Source organism: Candidatus Enterococcus wittei (assembly GCF_002140175.1).
Taxonomy (GTDB): domain Bacteria; phylum Bacillota; class Bacilli; order Lactobacillales; family Enterococcaceae; genus Enterococcus_B; species Enterococcus_B wittei.
In genome coordinates this window covers 677,131-694,104 of sequence record NZ_NGMO01000002.1, presented here as the reverse complement: position 1 = coordinate 694,104, position 16,974 = coordinate 677,131, and the positions used below count along the sequence as shown (strand labels likewise).

The window sequence follows — 16,974 nt, the reverse complement described above, 5'->3', positions numbered from 1 at the left end:
TACAGAATTTGTGACTATACCAAATATAAAATTAAAAAAGTTATATAAAATGAAATGATCTTCTCGATTTGTATACAAGACTTGATAAACAACTATTTTATTTGTTATTGAAACCCGAAAAAAATTACGCCACAGACAATACGATCAGTCTACGATTTGTTTTTGTCAACAGCATTTGACAAAAAGCCGATTTTATTTACAAAATCACAAAAAAAGATGCTGGCTTTATGTCCAGCACCTTTTTATCTACAGCCTAAGAAAACTACATGAGCAGATCCCTTGGTTTTTAATTTTATCTAGTTTTTTAGTACCAGCCGTTTGCTAACCAGAAAGCTTTAGCGGCATCCCATGAACCATAACGTCCTGATACATATTGTTCTGCTACACGTTCTTGATTGGCAGCTGAATAGTCACCGTTCAAGTAAGATGCATCTAATTGGTAACGTCCGATATAACGTCCATTAGTAGCAGTATAAGAACCACCTGATTCTTTTTGAGCAATCCACTCTTTTGCAGAGCTACTGTTGCTTGAAGTTGTTACAGTAGGCGCAGCTGGAGCTACTTCAACTGTTTCAACTGGCGCAACGTATGTATGTTCTTGCGCTGTTGTTTCAGTTACTACAGGAGTTTCTACTTTTTCTGTGGTCGTTTTTGGTGTTGCTTGTGAAGCCTCTGTTGGAATCGTTAATTCTTCACCAACATAAATACGGTTGATGTCTGAAATACCATTTTCTTCAGCAATTGCTTTAATTAGTGAATTGTCACCTGCAAATTTTTGTGAAATTTTAGATAATGAATCACCTGATTGAACTGTGTATGCTTCGTCAGCATGTGCAGTTGTACTTACAAACATTGCAGATGCACCAGCGGCAAAAGTTGTTCCTAAAACGATCTTTTTAATTGAATTCATATTAAGCTCCTTTATGTTCTCTTGTTTTGTCTCAACGTCATTAACTTTATCATCTAGAAATATTTCATAGGTGAAAGAATTGTGACATTTAATGACAAAAACACGTTTTTTTTAACATTTGTAACATTAGGAAATAAAAATAAGTCAGACTAAAGTCATAGAATCCTTTAAAACCAAGTGTGGAATCGTTTTATATATTTTATGTATCATTAGTTATAAAATCTGTTTTTTGTAATATAAGTGTGGAATCTTTTCCGAAAAAAAACACTTTTTTAGCGGAATCCTTCTCATTTTTCAAAAAAATGCAAAAAAAAATAAAAAAATCCAGTAATTGTTACAACAATTACTGGACAATAAAATCAATTATGACCAAAATACTTATTTTTTTCTACGATTTTTCTTTTGTAACATTTGTTTTGCTTGCTGAATTTCTTGAATAATTTCTTCTTCTGTCTCTTTTTCTAATGTTAATGAGAGAACTTCTTGCCATTTTTCTGGTTCTTTGACACCTAATTTTCCAATAGCCCAGGCAGCTGTACCACGAATAACTGGGCGAACGTCTTCCAGACATGCTTCAATCTGAGGCAGAGCAGAGCGATCTCCCAAATTTGCTAACGCAATCAATGCATTCCTTTGTAGCGGTTTTTTTCCTCTCCAAGAACCTGCTAAATGCCCAAACTGTTGCTTGAATTCTTTATTGGACATCTCGAGCATTGGTTTTAGTTTAGGGTAAACTTCTTCTACTTTAGGTTCCATTTCTTCGTGAAAATGAAAGTCTTTGCCTCGATTATAAGGACAGACTAATTGACAAATATCACAGCCATAGATGACATTACTCATTTTTTTTCGATATTCTTCTGGCATTAAACCTTTTGTTTGTGTTTGATAAGATAAGCATCTTTGGGCGTTCATTCGACCATCGCCTAATAATGCTTTTGTCGGACAAGCTGTAACACATCGCGTGCAATCACCACACCCAAATACACCAGGCTCGTCTGGCTCAAATGCAATGTTCGTAATAATTTCCCCCAAGTAGACAAAAGAACCAAACTCTTCAGTGATGAGTAATCCATTTCGACCAATAAAACCTAATCCAGCTCTTTGTGCTACTGCTACATCGATCAATTCACCCGTATCAACCATTGGTGCAAACCGCCAGTTTTCTTCTTTTTGCCAATGGCTTGCCCTCGACTGAATAAATTCAATCAAGTCTTTCAGTCGCTCACGTAAGATATCATGATAGTCGATTCCCCAAGAAGCCCGAGCAAACTGCCCTCTCTTCTCATCTTTTGGCACCTTTTCATGGATTTTAGTGGGATAGGCTAATGCAATAGCAATGATCGATCTTGGTTGATCAAATGTCATTTCAGGATAAAGGCGCTCATCGATATTAGGATGTTCAAATCCAGAAGTATGTCCAGCAGCTTTTTGTGCTTCCAATGATTCTTTTAAATAGTCGAAAGGCTCAGCTGTCGTAAACCCGATTTTATCAATCCCTAGTCGTTTACTTTCCTGAATGATTTCTTCTTTTAAAGTTGACGTCATTGTCTCCCCCTAACTTAGACCCGACTATAAAGGCCATAATATAATCGCTCTTTTTTCAATTGTACAAACTGGATCTGTTGATCAGGAACCTTACGTTCATTTAGCCAACGATTTCTAGCTGCAAACACTTCCCAATAGTTCACAGAGACCCATTTTCGACGATTATCTAAAGCATTAAAAAAGTTAAGGGAAACTGGCTTGGTATGCAATAACTCATGTAAGCGTACTTGCTCTTTGGCAGAGAACTCGGATAAGTCTCTCGAATAAACAACTTCTTCATATAAATTCTTTTGTTGTGCATACGTAAAAGTTTGCGGGATTTCTCCTGGACGTGCAATTTGTACCAATTGATTGTAAAACGTATTCATCCATTTACTATTGGCAATAAAAGCACTCTTATAATATGCAGACTGTATTTTTTGTATGACACCTTCTGTGCCTATAACTGAAAATAAAGCAGGCCATGCTTTAATCGTAAGTTCATTGTGTTGTTTGACTAATACTCCCGGAATGAAGCCTACAGATGAAAGAAAGACAAAATACCCTATTCCTGTTTCTTCATCCAATGGTTGGAATTCATCAAAAAGCCATTTCCCTGGATAACGTTCTTCTTCCAGTTCTTCTGGAGTCGCTATGAACAATTTAGCCATTTCTGTTTCAAGAAATTGAAGGTCTTGATCTTTGTCCATATTTTCCTGTTGCGCGATTGTTTTCGTTATTTCTTCTGCAATCAAAAGTTTATCTTTACGGGTAAAATTCATAGCTTCACCTTCCTTTCTTACCTTTAACTATAACGGAATTTTATTCAAATTGGTATCTAAAAAATAAAAAACGAACGAATTTTTTTAGGCAAAAAAAATAGAGGAAAGATTCCTGTCTCCTTCCTCCATTTTTAGTCAATCATAACAATTTATTACTATATTACGTGTAGAATTTTTCATTCTTTTATTCTGCTGTTCTTTTTTCAGACAGACCTTCATAAATCGTTTCAATATTCCATCTCATCATTCCATAGTAAGAATCACCGGTTTCTCCTTCTTTGGCAATAGAATCTGTAAATAGTTTTTCATGGATACTTAAACCTGTCTCATGAGCGACACGCTCCATGCTACGCGGATCGACACTGGATTCGACAAATAGTACCGGTGTATCAGATGCTCTCACCTGATTGATGATATTTTTCATCTGTTCTGGCGTACCTTGGTTCTCAGTATTGATCTCCCAAATATAACTTGAAGGAAGATCATACGCTTTTGAAAAATATTTAAATGCCCCTTCACTAGTCACTAATAATTTTTGGTTTTCAGGAATCAAAGCAAAACTTTCTTTGGCTTGCTGATCCAATTCGCTTAATTTTTCACTATAAGCATTGGCATTTTCTTCGTATTGCTCTCTATGATCTGGATCTTTTTCAGCAAAAATCCTTGCGATTTCCTGAACGTATTTGATGCCATTCCCCAAATCCAGCCAAGCATGTGGATCTGCTTTTGATTCTGCTTCTCCACCGGCTAAATAAAGCGGAGTAACTTCTTTACTTACCGCAAAGTAATCTTGCCCCTCTTCTTTTTTGACAGTTTCCATCAAGTTGGCGAACCAACGATTACCAGTTTCAAGATTTAAGCCATTATATAAAATCACCTGTGCATCACTTGTTTTTTTGATATCTTCCGGTAGTACTTCATATTCATGAGGATCTGTGCCAACTGGTACAATACTATGGATGTCCACAAGATCTTGTCCCACTTCTTTTGCAATGTCTGCGATAATTGAATTTGTAGCGACTACTGATAACTTTTCTTGGTCTTTTCCAGCTGAAGATTTTCCACAACCGGCAAAAATAAATAGAACAGCAAATATAATCGATAAATTCTTTTTTTTATTTTTCATCTATTTCTACCTTTATCTTTCATGATTTTTTTACATTTCAGTACGTTTACTCTGTTTTCTTTTTGAAAAAACAATGCCTTTTTTAGGTGAAAAGAAAAAAGCGAATGTAAAGAATACGGCACTTGCTAAAACAATCGTAGCTCCAGAAGGCCAATTGTAACTATAGCTGAAGAACACCCCTACAATGGCACTCAAGCCACCAACTGTCGCTGAAAGAGCAATCATCTTAGCCAACCGATCTGTCAAGAGATAGGCAGTAGCTGCTGGAGTGATCAACATAGAAATGACCAGAATCGTTCCTACTGTCTGTAAGCTCACAACGGCTACTAACGTGAGGAAAAACATCAATAAATAATGAATCAATGTGGTATTCAACCCGTAAGCCTTCGCCATCATGGGATCAAAAGAAGTGATTTTCAGCTCTTTGTAAAAAATAAAAATGAACAACAAAACGATCCCGCTGACCCATGCGGTCATTTGTAAGTCACTTTGCCTAACTGCTAACACATTTCCAAATAAAATATGATAAAGATCGGTTGCACTTTGAGCAAAGGAAATCAAAATGATCCCTAAGGCAAAAAAAGAACTAAACACAATGCCAATCGCTGTATCATTTTTTAATTGACTACGTTGAGTAACAAATCCGATCACACCAGCTGTTAACATGCCAAAAACTGTTGCTCCTAAAATATAACTGAATCCAAACATATAAGAGATAGCCACTCCGGGAAGCACTGCATGCGAAATCGCATCTCCCATCAAAGACATCCCTCGTAAAATAATAAAGGAGCCGATAACTCCAGAAGCGACCCCCACAAGGATTGATGTAGTTAATGCATACTGCAAGAACTGATAATTAGCGAGTCCTTCAATAAACGATTGAATCATGTTTTCATTTCCCCTTTCACTAACTGACCAATCACCTCACCATAAGCTAATTGTAAATTTTCCGATGTAAAGACTTGTGAAACAGGACCTGCAGCAATCAGTTGGCGATTCAATAGAATCACTTCATCGAAATAAGCCTCTACCTTGTGCAAATCATGATGTACGATCACGATCGTCTTTCCTTCCTTTTTCAATTCACTTAAAATCGAAAAAATCTTTCTTTCACTTACTGCATCAATTCCTACAAATGGCTCATCCAAAAAAAGCCATTCTGCACCTTGTGCCAAAGCACGTGCGATAAAAACACGTTGTAATTGACCGCCAGATAATTCGCTGATTTGCCTTTTTTCATAATCTGCCAAACCAACTTTTAGCAAAGCTTGTTTTGCCCGTTCTTTTTCTTTTCTTCCTGGACGTCGCCCAAATTTTAAGGATGGATAAGTTCCTAACAACACGACCCCAAACACATCAATTGGAAAGGATAGGTCCAGTTCACTTCGTTGCTCCACATAAGCAATTTTTTTTCGTATATTTTTAATCGGCAAGTTGGAAAACAAGATTTCCCCCGACAACTTAGGTACTAATTCTAATAAGGCTTTCATAAAAGTCGATTTCCCAGCACCATTAGGCCCAATAATACCTGTGATCTTTTGAGACTGAATGAGAACATCAATCTCTTTTAATACTGTTTTTCCTTGATAAGCTACCGATAAATCTTGAATCATAATCTCGTGATTATACAACTATAGCACCCTCTTTTTAGGTTAACCTAATTTTTTATTTAAACATAGTTTAACTAATTATTAGGTTGATTACAAGTCTCCAATCAAAAAAGCGTTACTCCTTTCCTTATCAATCACATTTTTTGCCAAGTAATAATAAGGTTTTTATAAAAAAATACAGATATTCCTATTTTTCAATTCTTGGAGAAGTAAATATCAAAGAAGATAACGATTGTTATGCAAATATGTGAACATCTGGCTTTTACTTTCATCTTGATGCCTTAGGAATAAAAATGACTGATTTGATGTAGAATCAAGCAATTGCATGAATGCAGGTTCATTTAAAAATAAGTCAAGAATTTCTAGAACTACAGTCAATTTTTACACACGGATCATCACTTGATTATTAAAAAAATTTACCTAAAAAAGCGTGGAACAAAAGTATGATTTACTCTTGTTTCACGCTCTAAATACATATAATCGGCGGAATCAGAAGCAACTCCTCCGATAATAAGCTGAAATTCACAAAAATTTGAAAAGCAATTTTCGTAAATCCCTTCTTATTTCTCGGAGCTAACCACTTCTGTCCCAGCCACCTTTTTTAGGAACTGAATTCTTTTAAGTTTTAAAAAATCAATCTAATTTCACGACTTCCCCAGGATTGAAGAAAAAGTTATCCATTGTCATTCCATTCAAGGATAGGATTTTCTCTACAGGGACACCTGTACGTTCAGCAATTTGAGTAGGTCCTTCGCCTTCTCGGACAACCGTCGTCGCTTGGCTCATTGGAGTACTACTTTCTATTGTTGTTTGAGTTGTTTCTTGGGCTACTTGAGATTCAGATGTTACTGTTGAAGTTGCTTCAGTGGTCGTACTTGTTTCAGAAGAAGCCACTGTTTCACTACTTACTGTTTCTGACTGTAGTGAAGCACTCGTCCGCAAGTAAATATCAGAGATTTTAGCTACTTGTTCGGTATAATTTGCAGCTAATTGATTAATTAGTGTATCAAGATCTACTTTTTCATTTGCCGCTGAATCTTGATACATCCCTCTTAATTTACTGATACCTTCGTCTGAGATTGCTTGCAATTCACGTGCTTTTTGATTTGCAATTGCCGATAATCCACTTACACCATCTTGATTATGTTGGATCTCTGCTTGATACTCTTCAATCAATACTGGTGCTTTTTCTTCGATTCTCTTGGAGTAATCAGTAACCACCGCTTGTAACTGTTCAGAGATGGTTCTTGTATCTGATGCTTCACTACTTTCCTGTGTCTCCTCAGTCTCAGAAGAAATAGTTGTAGATTCTTTTGTACGTGTTGTCGTTTCACTCGTTACTGTTGAAGGCTTTGCACTAGTATTGTTTTTCCCATGGATATATAATCCAGTCACTCCACCAATAAGTGCTAAGAATACCACTACAATAGCGCCAATCTTCATTAAACGCTGTCGTGCCTCTTGCTTTTGGCGACGTCTTCGCGCCGTCCGAACATTTTCACGTTGTTCATTCTCTTCATACATCTATTTCACCACCTATTTATTTATACAAAAAATAGCGTTATCAAATTTCATATAATTACATTGTAGCAAATAATCAACGTTATGAAAATTTTAAAATGTGTTATTCCTAAAGAAAAATCACCATTTTTGATGATTCCATGATTCTCCATCAATCTCGCCTTGCAATTGCTCAATACGCTGATCAATCTCTTCAAACAATCGAATGGTTTCCTGTAGTAGGGCTTTTCCTTCATAATCGACTTCTTGGCTCAGTGCTTCTATTTGTTCTAACAACCATTGGTTTTTCATGATGAGGTTCCTTTCAATTCTTGTAATGTAAAAGTCAAGTCTTCAATAGTTTCTTTTGCTTCTTCTAACATTTCTACAATCATTTCTTGTTTGTTTCCAGCACTTTGCTCAATAGCTGGATGTTGTTCTAATCGTTCCATAAACCAAGCGATACGGTGGACAAGCGAAGGTTTATTAGCGAGTGAAAGATACTGCTGATAGGCGATCAATTTTTCAAAACGTTGTGATTCTGTTTGATACATAAATTGTGACAAAACAAAAGGAGGTAAAAAGCTCATTTGGAATTTGTGAGCAATGCGCTGATAAGGACGTAAAAATTCAGAAATCGTATACTCTTCTTTCCCTCCTGCTTGGTATTCCTTTGTAGCAACACCAGTAGTGAGTACGATCCCTAGTTCCTTTCCTTTTAAATATTGTTCTGCTGACTCCAACACTTGATCTTGCCACATTTTTAAATGCGCTGGCGCACTATACCAATAAAATGGAAACTGGAAAATAATGCGTTCATGTTCCTTTAGTAGATTTAACTCTGTAGGAAGGCCTACTTTTCCATCGGGATAACATGCTTCCAGATGATGCCAAGTGATGGGAAGAGTAGCTGAAGCTTCCTTAAAAAACTGCTGGTTCAATGACGTATCAATCGTCGGATGACTAATAATAATCAATGTTTTCATCATTTCCTCCTCTTTTCTAGTCTAGCATAACGTTTCGTATATACAGTGAACATTGCCCATCACAATAATTATCACTAACAAATATCAGGTTGCCCATGAAACGATTGCTTGTTTTTCTAACTGTTTTTTCAATTCTTCCGTTGAAACTTCTCCTACCACTTCATTATTCATCCGCTTGCGGTAACTAGTAGCTGTTTCTCCTGTGAATTTCTTAAACATGCGGCTAAACACAACTAAACTGTTGAATCCGACTTGATAGGCAATATTTTCCACTGAATCTTCAGTTAATGACAATAAAAAAGCGGCTCGATTGATTCTCACACCAATCATGTATTCTTTAATGCTGATTCCTAGATGGTTTTTGAACACACGAGATAAGTGGCTTCGATTTACCGCAAGGTGCTGGGCAATCTCTTCCACTGTTAACTGTTGGGCATAATGCTCTTCAATATATTGAACAGTTGCAACAGCTAACGCCGAATAATTTTTTTGTTCCCCTAAGCGAATGTATCCCCCATCTTCTAATAAAAGAGCCAACAGTTGATAGGTCAGAGCATTGAGTTGGAGTTCATCTGCCAAATTTTTGGGTGAATAATTCATACACGCTAAGATTATCGACACATATTTGGAAATTTCAGAAGACACCATCGTATACTGATCTTCTTTGAATAAAGAATGTTGAATGATTTTATCTGCAACAACACCTCCAAAAGAGATCCAGCAATACACCCACGGATCCTCACCATCTGCTAAATAAAAAGTAGAATCCCCTGGGCGGATCAAAAAGAGATCCCCTTTTTTCAAATGATATTGTTGATTTTTTACTCGATAGATCCCTTTGCCTTCCATCACGATATGTAAAATATAATCTTGACGTATCGCAGGGCCAAACGAATGGAATGGTAATGTTTTTGAAAAGCCACAAAAATCAAAATACAATTCTTGAGACACTGGCTGATGCTCATTTTTTAAAAAAATTGCTTTCTCCATGTGATCACTCCTGATCGTTCCTGACGTATAAATTTAGTCTACTACATATGCAACAAAAAGTTAAATACAACTCACACAAATACATTTCTGAGTAAGCGATTACTTGTTAAAGTTAAATCACAAAAGAAATTTAATCAGTTTAGATTGTAACCGGTTTAATTTTTATGTATATTTAGTGAAGAAAGGTCCTGATAGTATGAAGAACAAAACCACACAACGCGTAGCCTATGCCCTTGGCGCTTTTGGCCACGATACCTTTTATGTCACCTTAAGTACCTATTTTATGGTATTCGTGACTAGCCAAATGTTTGCAGGTACAGATAAAGCCACAACAGCAAGAATGATTGCTACGGTGACAAGTTTAGTCGTTGGTATCCGCTTAGTAGAAATCATTTTTGATCCGTTGATTGGAGGCATCATCGACAATACCCGCACAAAATATGGAAAATTCAAGCCATGGTTGATTATTGGCGGACTGATTAGTTCTGTTTTACTGATTTTTCTATTTACCAATTTCTTTGGACTAGCAACCCATAATTCTCCTTTATTTCTATTTGTTTTTGCAATCGTTTTCGTTTTATTAGATAGTTTCTATTCTTTTAAAGATATTGCTTTTTGGTCCATGATTCCTGCATTAAGCACCGAAACAAAAGAACGAGAAAAATTTGCCACATTTGCTCGCTTCGGTTCTTCACTAGGTGCAAATGGTACAACCTTGATCGTTGTCCCAATCGTCACCTTCTTTACTTATTTAATAACTGGGCATCACACACAAGGAGCTTCTGGTTGGTTTTGGTTTGGGATACTTGTTGCAGTAGTTTCAGGAGGAACAGCGATTCTTACTGCTTTAGGAACAAATGAAGTCGATACAGCGATCCGACAACAACATGAAAAAGCAAGTATCAAAGATATTTTTAAAGCAGTGGCTCAAAATGATCAATTGATGTGGTTAGCTTTAGCTTATATTGCTTATGCCATTGCAAACGTTGCCACCACTGCTGTTTTATTTTATTTCTTCAAATATGTCTTGGGACAACCAACCTCATTTTGGCTAGTAGGTTTGATTGCCGCAATCCTTGGATTAATCGCAGTACCCTTGTTCCCAATGCTCACTCGCTTGATTTCACGACGTTACATTTATCTAGGCGGGATCGCGATGATGATTGCTTCATACGGATTTTTCACTTTAGCTGGGATGAATCTGATGTTCGTGATCATTGGATTGATTTTATTTTATTTCCCTCAACAATTGATTTTTTTATCTGCTTTGATGACAATCACTGATTCTGTCGAATACGGTCAATGGAAAAATGGTATAAGAAATGAAGCTGTCACCTTATCGATTCGCCCTCTACTTGATAAAATAGCTGGCGCATTATCTAATGGCCTCGTTGGTTTTATTGCAATCGCTTCCGGAATGACAGGGAATGCCACTGCAGCAGATATCACAGCTCATGGAGTCGCAACATTCAAGGCCTATGCCTTTTACTTCCCTGCTGCATTGATGTTCTTTTCAGCGATTATTTTTGCTTGGAAGATCACCTTGACAGAAGAAAAACATGCACAAATCGTCACAGAATTAGAAAACAAATTACTCGAAGAAAAAACTGCTGAAGAAGCCACTCAAGAAGAAGAGTTACTTTTCCAGCATTAAGAAAGGACTACTTAAATGAACATCACAAAAAAATCATTTGGTAAAGATGTACAACTGATTACTTTAACGAACAAAAATGGTCTCTCGTTGTCCGTCACTGATTTAGGCGCACGGATCGTTAGCTTGAGATGGCAAGATCGCGAACTGGTCTTAGGCTTTGATTCAGCAGAAGAATATCTTCAAAAAGACTCCTTCATCGGCGCTTCGATCGGTCGGACAGCAGGACGTATCGAAGAAGGTCGGTTTATCCTAGGTGATCAAACGTATCAACTAGATGTCGACCCAGCCACTGGCCACTCTTTACATGGTAGCTCGCCATCTTTTGAAGAAAAGATTTGGCATTATGAGATCACGGAAGAGGAACAAGAAACGACGGTCATCTTCACTACAACTAGCCCTGATGGTGAACATGGTTTCCCTGGAAATCTCAAGGTAGAAGTTCGTTACACTTTAACCCAAGATAACATTTGGAAAGTAACGACCAAAGGTATCAGTGATCAATCAACTTTGTTCAATCCAACGAACCACGTATATTTCAATTTAAGCGGTGATGTTACTCAATCCATTGATCAGCATACACTTTGGTTAAACAGTGCGACATTTGCGCCATTGCGAGAAGATAGCATTCCTACAGGCGAACAAGTAGCCGTACAAGATACACCTTTTGATTTTCAAACACCCAAAACGCTAGATACAGTTTTCACCAGTGATTTTGATCAGAAAAATCTTTTTGATGGTATCGATCACCCCTTCTTCTTGAATGAAACTGGTTTAGATCGAACCGCCGCTTATTTGATCAGTCCTGATGGCAAGATCAAAGTAAGTGTAGCGACTGATGCGCCAAGTATCGTTGTTTTTACCGCTAATTTTGGTGAAGATACCCCTGAAATGCATGGCGCACGACTTAGCCATCATGGAGGAATTACCTTTGAAACACAAATCGCACCTGGAGCCGAACAGTTTCCTTCTTTCGGTACGATGGCATTAGCCCCTGAAACTGTTTTTGAAACAACTACTGAATTTAAAATCGATGCAAGAGAGGAATAACACAAATGGAAAACAAACAACTAGTTAACAAATTTACCGAGCTATTCGGTCAAAAACCAACAGGCCAGTATTTTTCACCAGGAAGAATCAACTTGATCGGTGAACATACCGACTATAACGGCGGTCATGTTTTTCCTGCTTCGATCACTTACGGTACACAAGGTGTCGCCGCACCACGAGAAGATGATCAAGTACTGGTTTATTCTACAAACTTTGAAGATCTTGGTATTATTAGTTTCAGTATCAATGAACTAGACTATGATAAAAAAGCCAACTGGGCCAATTATGTCAAAGGAATGATTTTAAAATTAAAAGAAGCAGGATTTGTCATCGATCATGGGTTTGAATTACTTGTCGAAGGGACCATTCCCAATGGTGCTGGGCTTTCAAGTAGCGCTTCTTTAGAATTATTGGTCGGCATCGTGCTTGAAGATCTATTTGATTTAGATATTGATCGTTTGGAATTAGTCCAAACAGGAAAAAAAGTTGAGAATGAATTTATTGGTGTCAATTCTGGTATCATGGATCAATTTGCTATCGGTTTTGGTGAAGTAGATCAAGCAATCTTATTGGATACCAACACTTTGAAATATGAAATGGTGCCAGTCAAATTAGATGGCTATGCCGTAGTGATCATGAATACGAATAAACGACGTGAATTAGCTGAATCAAAATACAATGAACGCCGTAGTGAATGTGAAGAAGCCTTGAAACGACTTCAAACAAAATTACCTATCCATTCTTTAGGTGACTTAGATGAAGACACATTTGAAGCAAACATCGACTTGATTGGTGATGATACATTGATTCGTCGTGCACGTCACGCTGTTACTGAAAATCAACGTACGTTAAAAGCAAAAGCAGAGTTAGAACAAGGAAACTTAGAAGCTTTTGGGCAATTGCTCAATGATTCGCATCACTCTCTTCGCCATGACTATGAAGTGACTGGTATCGAACTTGATACACTGGTAGATGCGGCTCAAGATCAATCAGGAGTTTTAGGTGCGCGGATGACTGGTGCTGGCTTTGGTGGCTGTGCCATTGCCGTAGTAAAAGAGGATGCTGTTCCTACATTTAAAGAAAATGTTCACGATCGTTATTTAGAAGTAGTTGGTTATGAACCTGAATTTTACGTTGCTCATATTGGAAGTGGTACAACAAAAATCTAATATTTTCAAGCGTTAACCTGAAAGAAAATATGAAACGAACACCCAATTGTTCTGCTCCAACTAAACGGTGTCTAAAAACTACACCTGTAAGAATAACCTAGTGGTACTTGAATATATAAAACTATATCCACATTTGCCACTTTAAAAATGAAAAATCCAGTCGAAATCAAATTTGGCTATACACAAAATAAGCCGAAAAGCTCCCAAAATAGAAAAACTATTTTCGGGCTTTTCAGCTTATTTTTTGGAGTTATACTGAAATGTACAATTCTCCGTGATTGGTCATCAAATTACAGCTCTAACCTAAGATCTCAACGATTGCTTGATTGAATTCTGGTAGATCATCAGGTGTTCGGCTAGTAATTAATTGGTTATCGATTACTACTGCTTCATCTTTTACGTTTGCACCGGCATAACTAATATCAGGACGAACAGTGTCATAAGCTGTCATCGTTCTGCCTTCTGTCAAACCTGTTTGAATAAATAGTTGTGGTCCATGACAGATTGCAAATAAAGGTTGGTCATTTTTCAAAAAGTAAGAAACGAAATCAACAAAACGTTGATCACCACGTAATTGATCTGGTGAGAAACCTCCAGGTATCAATAGCGCATCGAAATCTTCAGGAGAAACTTCGTCAATACTTTGCTCAACCGTAAATTCGCCACCTTTTTTACCTTTGATGGTTTGATTTGCTTCAAAACCAACGACAGTAACATCATGTCCTGCGTTTTCCAATGCTTCTTTTGGTGAAGTCAATTCTACGTCTTCCACTAAATCTGTTACGATTGCTGCAATTTTTTTTGCCATTTTTCCTCTTCCTTTCTTATCGCTTAATTCAAGCCTAAAGGATTTTAGAAAAGTGTGCAAATCATCTGTTTATCATCATGAATAACTGCTAGTTTCTCATTTTATTAGCTACTTCGATCTGTCTCTCTCCAATTGGATAAATAGTATTCCATAGCCAACTACTTTGGGATTAAAGCATCTTCGAAAAAAATATGTAACTATTCTTCTCAATTTGTGTCTTAATCCTTGAAACTGAACGTTTTTTTATAACTTTCGATACACTGGATATTTCCCGATGAGTTGGACTGGGAAATGTTTGTCTTGAAGTGAATCAATAACTTCTTCCAATGTATTGTCTGATGGTGTAATCTCTACTTCGATCACAAAAAAATATTCTCCTAACCGTGTTTTTTGGGGGCGTGATTCGATTTTCGTCAAGTTGAGCTTTTTTTCTGCAAATACAGCTAGTACTTGATATAGCGCTCCTGGATGATTTTCTGGTAGGTCGACAAACAAAGTTGCTTTATGCATGAGTATGGGTAAAGTAGCTGAAATTGCTGATTGCCCTAACAGCCAAAAACGTGTTTCATTGTCTCGTATCGATTGAATGTCTTCTTGAACGATGATCAAACCAAATTGTTCTGCTGCTTCTCTTGGACCGATTGCTGCTAACTTTTCTGAAGGATGTTCCGCCACTTGTTGGGCACCTTGTGCAGTTGAACTCATTTGCTCGATTTCCACTTGCGGAAAATATTTTTTTAAATAGATTTGAGATTGAGCAAGCGCTTGAGGATGACTGCAAATTTTCGTGACGGATCGCCACCCCTCTTGATTCTTAGGATGCACCATCAATTGTTGTTTGATAGGCAACACGATTTCCCCTTGGATCTTAGGCAATGTTTCATAAACATGATCTAAGGCTGGCAAAACAGAACCCTCGATTGAATTTTCGATTGGTACCATCGCATAATCAATTTCTTTTGCTGTTTGTGCATCAATCAAATCAGTCAATGAGATATATGGTAGCCATTCACCATTTTGAAAATAATTTTTGACAGCACTGTATGTGAATGAACCTTTTGGGCCTAAATAACCAATCTTCATAGGCTTTCTACCTGTTTGACGATCTCTGCTACGACTTCTTCTGGTGTTTTGCTATTTGTATCTATTGTGATATCAGCTAAAGTTTCATAATGTTTTTCTCGTAAAAAAAACAGCTGTCTTAATTCTTCATCTTTGCTACTTTCTGCTAAAGGTCGAATTTGTTTTTTGTCTTGACGGATACGGTCGATCAATTGGTCGACATCCGCTTTTAAGTAGACTACGAGGTGATCCTTCAAGAGTTTTTGATTTTCTTCCTGCAAAACAACCCCACCACCTGTTGCAATCACGCCCTCTTCTTGTAAACAAGATTTCAATAAAGCAGTCTCTTGCATTCGAAAGGCAGATTCACCGTATGTTTCAAAATAGTCATTGATGGAACAACCTAAATTTCCGACCAAGTGAACGTCCATATCAATTAACGGTTTATTTAATACCTCTGACAATTTTTTACTAACTGTTGTTTTTCCGGCACCCATAAATCCAATCAAGACAATGGTTGACATCAGACATCCTCCTTGATTAATTTTGCTACATCCTTAAAGAAAGTAGGATAAGAAATATTGACTGCTTCGGGTTGTTTCAGTTCAACGGCTTCATCTGTTAATAAAGCGGCAATTTGTAACATCATACCAATCCGATGATCTCCATGACTATCAACGATTGCGCCATGTAGAGGGGTTGGACCATGGATAATCAAACCATCTGGAGTAGTTTCAATCGCTGCTCCCATCTTTGTTAGCTCTTTGGCTGTGGCATCAATGCGATTCGTTTCTTTGACTTTTAGCTCTTGTGCATCACGAATGATAGTTGTACCAGTTGCTTGTGTCGCAGCTAAAGCTAGAATCGGTAATTCATCGATCAATCGCGGAATGATCGCTCCTTCGATCGTACAAGATTTTAATGTAGCAGAGCGAACAATCAAATCAGCTGCCTGATTCTGAGAATCAATAGCTACTTGTTGGATCGATGCGCCCATTTCAGCTAAAACATCTAAAATCCCAGTACGTGTGGGATTGATTCCTACTTGTTTCAGTGTCACTTGACTATTTGGTAAAATACTAGCGGCCACTAAATAAAATGCAGCCGAGGAAATATCGCCTGGTACGGTGATTTCTTGCCCAATCAGTTGTTGTCCACCTGAAATGGTGATTTTTTTATCTTCTACAGTGATTTCTCCACCGAATTGTTTGATCATTTCCTCTGTATGATTTCTTGATTTTTCTTTTTCAAGAATTGTTGTTTCCCCTTCAGCTTGCAATGCTGCAAATAAAATCGCTGATTTCACTTGGGCGCTTGCGATCGGCATAGCATAATCGATTGCCTTTAACGAAGAACCCGTAATCCGCAATGGCGGTAGATCTGGTTGATTGATGCCTTCCAAATGCGCACCCATTTCACGCAATGGCCGCATCACTCGTTCCATCGGACGACGATTCAAGGATTCGTCTCCAGCGATTTCTGCAGTCAACTTGCTTCCAGCCAAGATCCCCAATATCAATCGGATAGTTGTACCGGAATTCCCGGCATCTAAACGTGTCGTTGGTGTTTGCAACCCTTCTACTCCTTGACCATGGATATGGATTTGTCCATTTTCTTCTGTGATATCCACTCCTAATTGTTTAAATACCGAAATTGTACTCAAACAATCCTCTGCTTTTAAAAAATTCGTCACCGTTGTTTTCCCATGGCTGATTGCTCCAAACATGATACTGCGGTGAGAAATTGATTTATCAGCTGGAACGACTAATTCTCCTTGAAGATGTTTTCCACTAAGTAACTTCATTG

17 protein-coding genes are annotated in these 16,974 nt (G+C 37.5%); 3 read left to right on the top strand and 14 right to left on the bottom strand.

What is annotated here, in order from left to right; genetic code table 11:
• Positions 1 to 304: 304 nt before the first annotated feature.
• The 10 genes from apf to A5844_RS07350 form a co-directional block, all read right to left on the bottom strand.
• Entirely contained in the window at positions 305 to 910 is a 606-nt protein-coding gene (gene apf / locus A5844_RS07390) for an aggregation-promoting factor (protein WP_086284560.1), read from the bottom strand.
• Positions 911 to 1,288: 378 nt separating this feature from the next.
• Complete coding sequence (gene queG / locus A5844_RS07385) at positions 1,289 to 2,455, bottom strand: tRNA epoxyqueuosine(34) reductase QueG (RefSeq protein WP_086284559.1); 1,167 nt, start codon at positions 2,453 to 2,455, stop codon at positions 1,289 to 1,291.
• Positions 2,456 to 2,469: 14 nt separating this feature from the next.
• Entirely contained in the window at positions 2,470 to 3,216 is a 747-nt protein-coding gene (locus A5844_RS07380; protein ID WP_086284558.1) for a hypothetical protein, read from the bottom strand.
• 184 nt (positions 3,217 to 3,400) lie between these two features.
• Positions 3,401 to 4,342: an Mn/Fe ABC transporter substrate-binding lipoprotein EfaA gene (efaA, locus tag A5844_RS07375; RefSeq protein WP_086284557.1), complete on the bottom strand. Its 942-nt coding sequence runs from the start codon at positions 4,340 to 4,342 to the stop codon at positions 3,401 to 3,403.
• A gap of 30 nt (positions 4,343 to 4,372) precedes the next feature.
• Positions 4,373 to 5,230, bottom strand: coding sequence for a metal ABC transporter permease (locus tag A5844_RS07370; RefSeq protein ID WP_086284556.1), 858 nt, complete (start codon positions 5,228 to 5,230; stop codon positions 4,373 to 4,375).
• On the bottom strand, positions 5,227 to 5,955 hold the full coding sequence (locus tag A5844_RS07365) for a metal ABC transporter ATP-binding protein (RefSeq protein ID WP_179190571.1): 729 nt from the start codon (positions 5,953 to 5,955) through the stop codon (positions 5,227 to 5,229). The genes A5844_RS07370 and A5844_RS07365 overlap by 4 nt, the downstream gene beginning before the upstream one ends.
• 630 nt (positions 5,956 to 6,585) lie before the next feature.
• Entirely contained in the window at positions 6,586 to 7,476 is an 891-nt protein-coding gene (locus A5844_RS07360) for a peptidoglycan-binding protein LysM (protein WP_086284554.1), read from the bottom strand.
• A gap of 117 nt (positions 7,477 to 7,593) precedes the next feature.
• Positions 7,594 to 7,764 (bottom strand): hypothetical protein, encoded by a 171-nt coding sequence (locus tag A5844_RS14245; RefSeq protein ID WP_179190557.1) that lies wholly within the window; start codon positions 7,762 to 7,764, stop codon positions 7,594 to 7,596.
• On the bottom strand, positions 7,761 to 8,438 hold the full coding sequence (locus A5844_RS07355; RefSeq protein WP_086284553.1) for an NAD(P)H-dependent oxidoreductase: 678 nt from the start codon (positions 8,436 to 8,438) through the stop codon (positions 7,761 to 7,763). The genes A5844_RS14245 and A5844_RS07355 overlap by 4 nt, the downstream gene beginning before the upstream one ends.
• An 84-nt stretch (positions 8,439 to 8,522) precedes the next feature.
• Positions 8,523 to 9,428 (bottom strand): AraC family transcriptional regulator, encoded by a 906-nt coding sequence (locus A5844_RS07350; RefSeq protein WP_086284552.1) that lies wholly within the window; start codon positions 9,426 to 9,428, stop codon positions 8,523 to 8,525.
• A gap of 196 nt (positions 9,429 to 9,624) precedes the next feature.
• On the opposite strand from A5844_RS07350, the gene A5844_RS07345 reads away from it, so the two are divergent.
• The 3 genes from A5844_RS07345 to A5844_RS07335 are packed head-to-tail and all read left to right on the top strand — an operon-like array spanning position 9,625 to position 13,298.
• The gene (locus A5844_RS07345; RefSeq protein ID WP_086284551.1) at positions 9,625 to 11,082 is read left to right on the top strand and encodes a glycoside-pentoside-hexuronide (GPH):cation symporter; all 1,458 of its coding nucleotides are present in this window, start codon (positions 9,625 to 9,627) and stop codon (positions 11,080 to 11,082) included.
• 15 nt (positions 11,083 to 11,097) lie between these two features.
• The gene (locus A5844_RS07340; RefSeq protein WP_086284550.1) at positions 11,098 to 12,129 is read left to right on the top strand and encodes an aldose epimerase family protein; all 1,032 of its coding nucleotides are present in this window, start codon (positions 11,098 to 11,100) and stop codon (positions 12,127 to 12,129) included.
• Positions 12,130 to 12,134: 5 nt separating this feature from the next.
• Positions 12,135 to 13,298: a galactokinase gene (locus tag A5844_RS07335; RefSeq protein ID WP_086284549.1), complete on the top strand. Its 1,164-nt coding sequence runs from the start codon at positions 12,135 to 12,137 to the stop codon at positions 13,296 to 13,298.
• 298 nt (positions 13,299 to 13,596) lie between these two features.
• Here the strand turns inward: A5844_RS07335 and A5844_RS07330 are convergent, their stop codons facing one another.
• The 4 genes from A5844_RS07330 to aroA form a co-directional block, all read right to left on the bottom strand.
• Entirely contained in the window at positions 13,597 to 14,106 is a 510-nt protein-coding gene (locus A5844_RS07330) for a type 1 glutamine amidotransferase domain-containing protein (protein WP_086284548.1), read from the bottom strand.
• Between the two features lie 243 nt (positions 14,107 to 14,349).
• Positions 14,350 to 15,189, bottom strand: a complete 840-nt coding sequence (pheA, locus tag A5844_RS07325; protein ID WP_086284547.1) for a prephenate dehydratase — start codon at positions 15,187 to 15,189, stop codon at positions 14,350 to 14,352.
• The gene (locus A5844_RS07320) at positions 15,186 to 15,692 is read right to left on the bottom strand and encodes a shikimate kinase (RefSeq protein WP_086284546.1); all 507 of its coding nucleotides are present in this window, start codon (positions 15,690 to 15,692) and stop codon (positions 15,186 to 15,188) included. The genes pheA and A5844_RS07320 overlap by 4 nt, the downstream gene beginning before the upstream one ends.
• A complete protein-coding gene (aroA, locus tag A5844_RS07315; protein WP_086284545.1) occupies positions 15,692 to 16,972 on the bottom strand; it encodes a 3-phosphoshikimate 1-carboxyvinyltransferase in 1,281 nt (426 codons plus the stop codon). Before aroA ends, A5844_RS07320 begins: the two co-directional genes overlap by 1 nt.
• Positions 16,973 to 16,974 lie beyond the last annotated feature (2 nt).

Coding starts and splice junctions, on each gene's coding strand:
- apf (WP_086284560.1), bottom strand. CDS start 910: ATGAATTCAATTAAAAAGATCGTTTTAGGAACAACTTTTGCCGCTGGT.
- queG (WP_086284559.1), bottom strand. CDS start 2,455: ATGACGTCAACTTTAAAAGAAGAAATCATTCAGGAAAGTAAACGACTA.
- A5844_RS07380 (WP_086284558.1), bottom strand. CDS start 3,216: ATGAATTTTACCCGTAAAGATAAACTTTTGATTGCAGAAGAAATAACG.
- efaA (WP_086284557.1), bottom strand. CDS start 4,342: ATGAAAAATAAAAAAAAGAATTTATCGATTATATTTGCTGTTCTATTT.
- A5844_RS07370 (WP_086284556.1), bottom strand. CDS start 5,230: ATGATTCAATCGTTTATTGAAGGACTCGCTAATTATCAGTTCTTGCAG.
- A5844_RS07365 (WP_179190571.1), bottom strand. CDS start 5,955: ATGATTCAAGATTTATCGGTAGCTTATCAAGGAAAAACAGTATTAAAA.
- A5844_RS07360 (WP_086284554.1), bottom strand. CDS start 7,476: ATGTATGAAGAGAATGAACAACGTGAAAATGTTCGGACGGCGCGAAGA.
- A5844_RS14245 (WP_179190557.1), bottom strand. CDS start 7,764: ATGAAAAACCAATGGTTGTTAGAACAAATAGAAGCACTGAGCCAAGAA.
- A5844_RS07355 (WP_086284553.1), bottom strand. CDS start 8,438: ATGAAAACATTGATTATTATTAGTCATCCGACGATTGATACGTCATTG.
- A5844_RS07350 (WP_086284552.1), bottom strand. CDS start 9,428: ATGGAGAAAGCAATTTTTTTAAAAAATGAGCATCAGCCAGTGTCTCAA.
- A5844_RS07345 (WP_086284551.1), top strand. CDS start 9,625: ATGAAGAACAAAACCACACAACGCGTAGCCTATGCCCTTGGCGCTTTT.
- A5844_RS07340 (WP_086284550.1), top strand. CDS start 11,098: ATGAACATCACAAAAAAATCATTTGGTAAAGATGTACAACTGATTACT.
- A5844_RS07335 (WP_086284549.1), top strand. CDS start 12,135: ATGGAAAACAAACAACTAGTTAACAAATTTACCGAGCTATTCGGTCAA.
- A5844_RS07330 (WP_086284548.1), bottom strand. CDS start 14,106: ATGGCAAAAAAAATTGCAGCAATCGTAACAGATTTAGTGGAAGACGTA.
- pheA (WP_086284547.1), bottom strand. CDS start 15,189: ATGAAGATTGGTTATTTAGGCCCAAAAGGTTCATTCACATACAGTGCT.
- A5844_RS07320 (WP_086284546.1), bottom strand. CDS start 15,692: ATGTCAACCATTGTCTTGATTGGATTTATGGGTGCCGGAAAAACAACA.
- aroA (WP_086284545.1), bottom strand. CDS start 16,972: ATGAAGTTACTTAGTGGAAAACATCTTCAAGGAGAATTAGTCGTTCCA.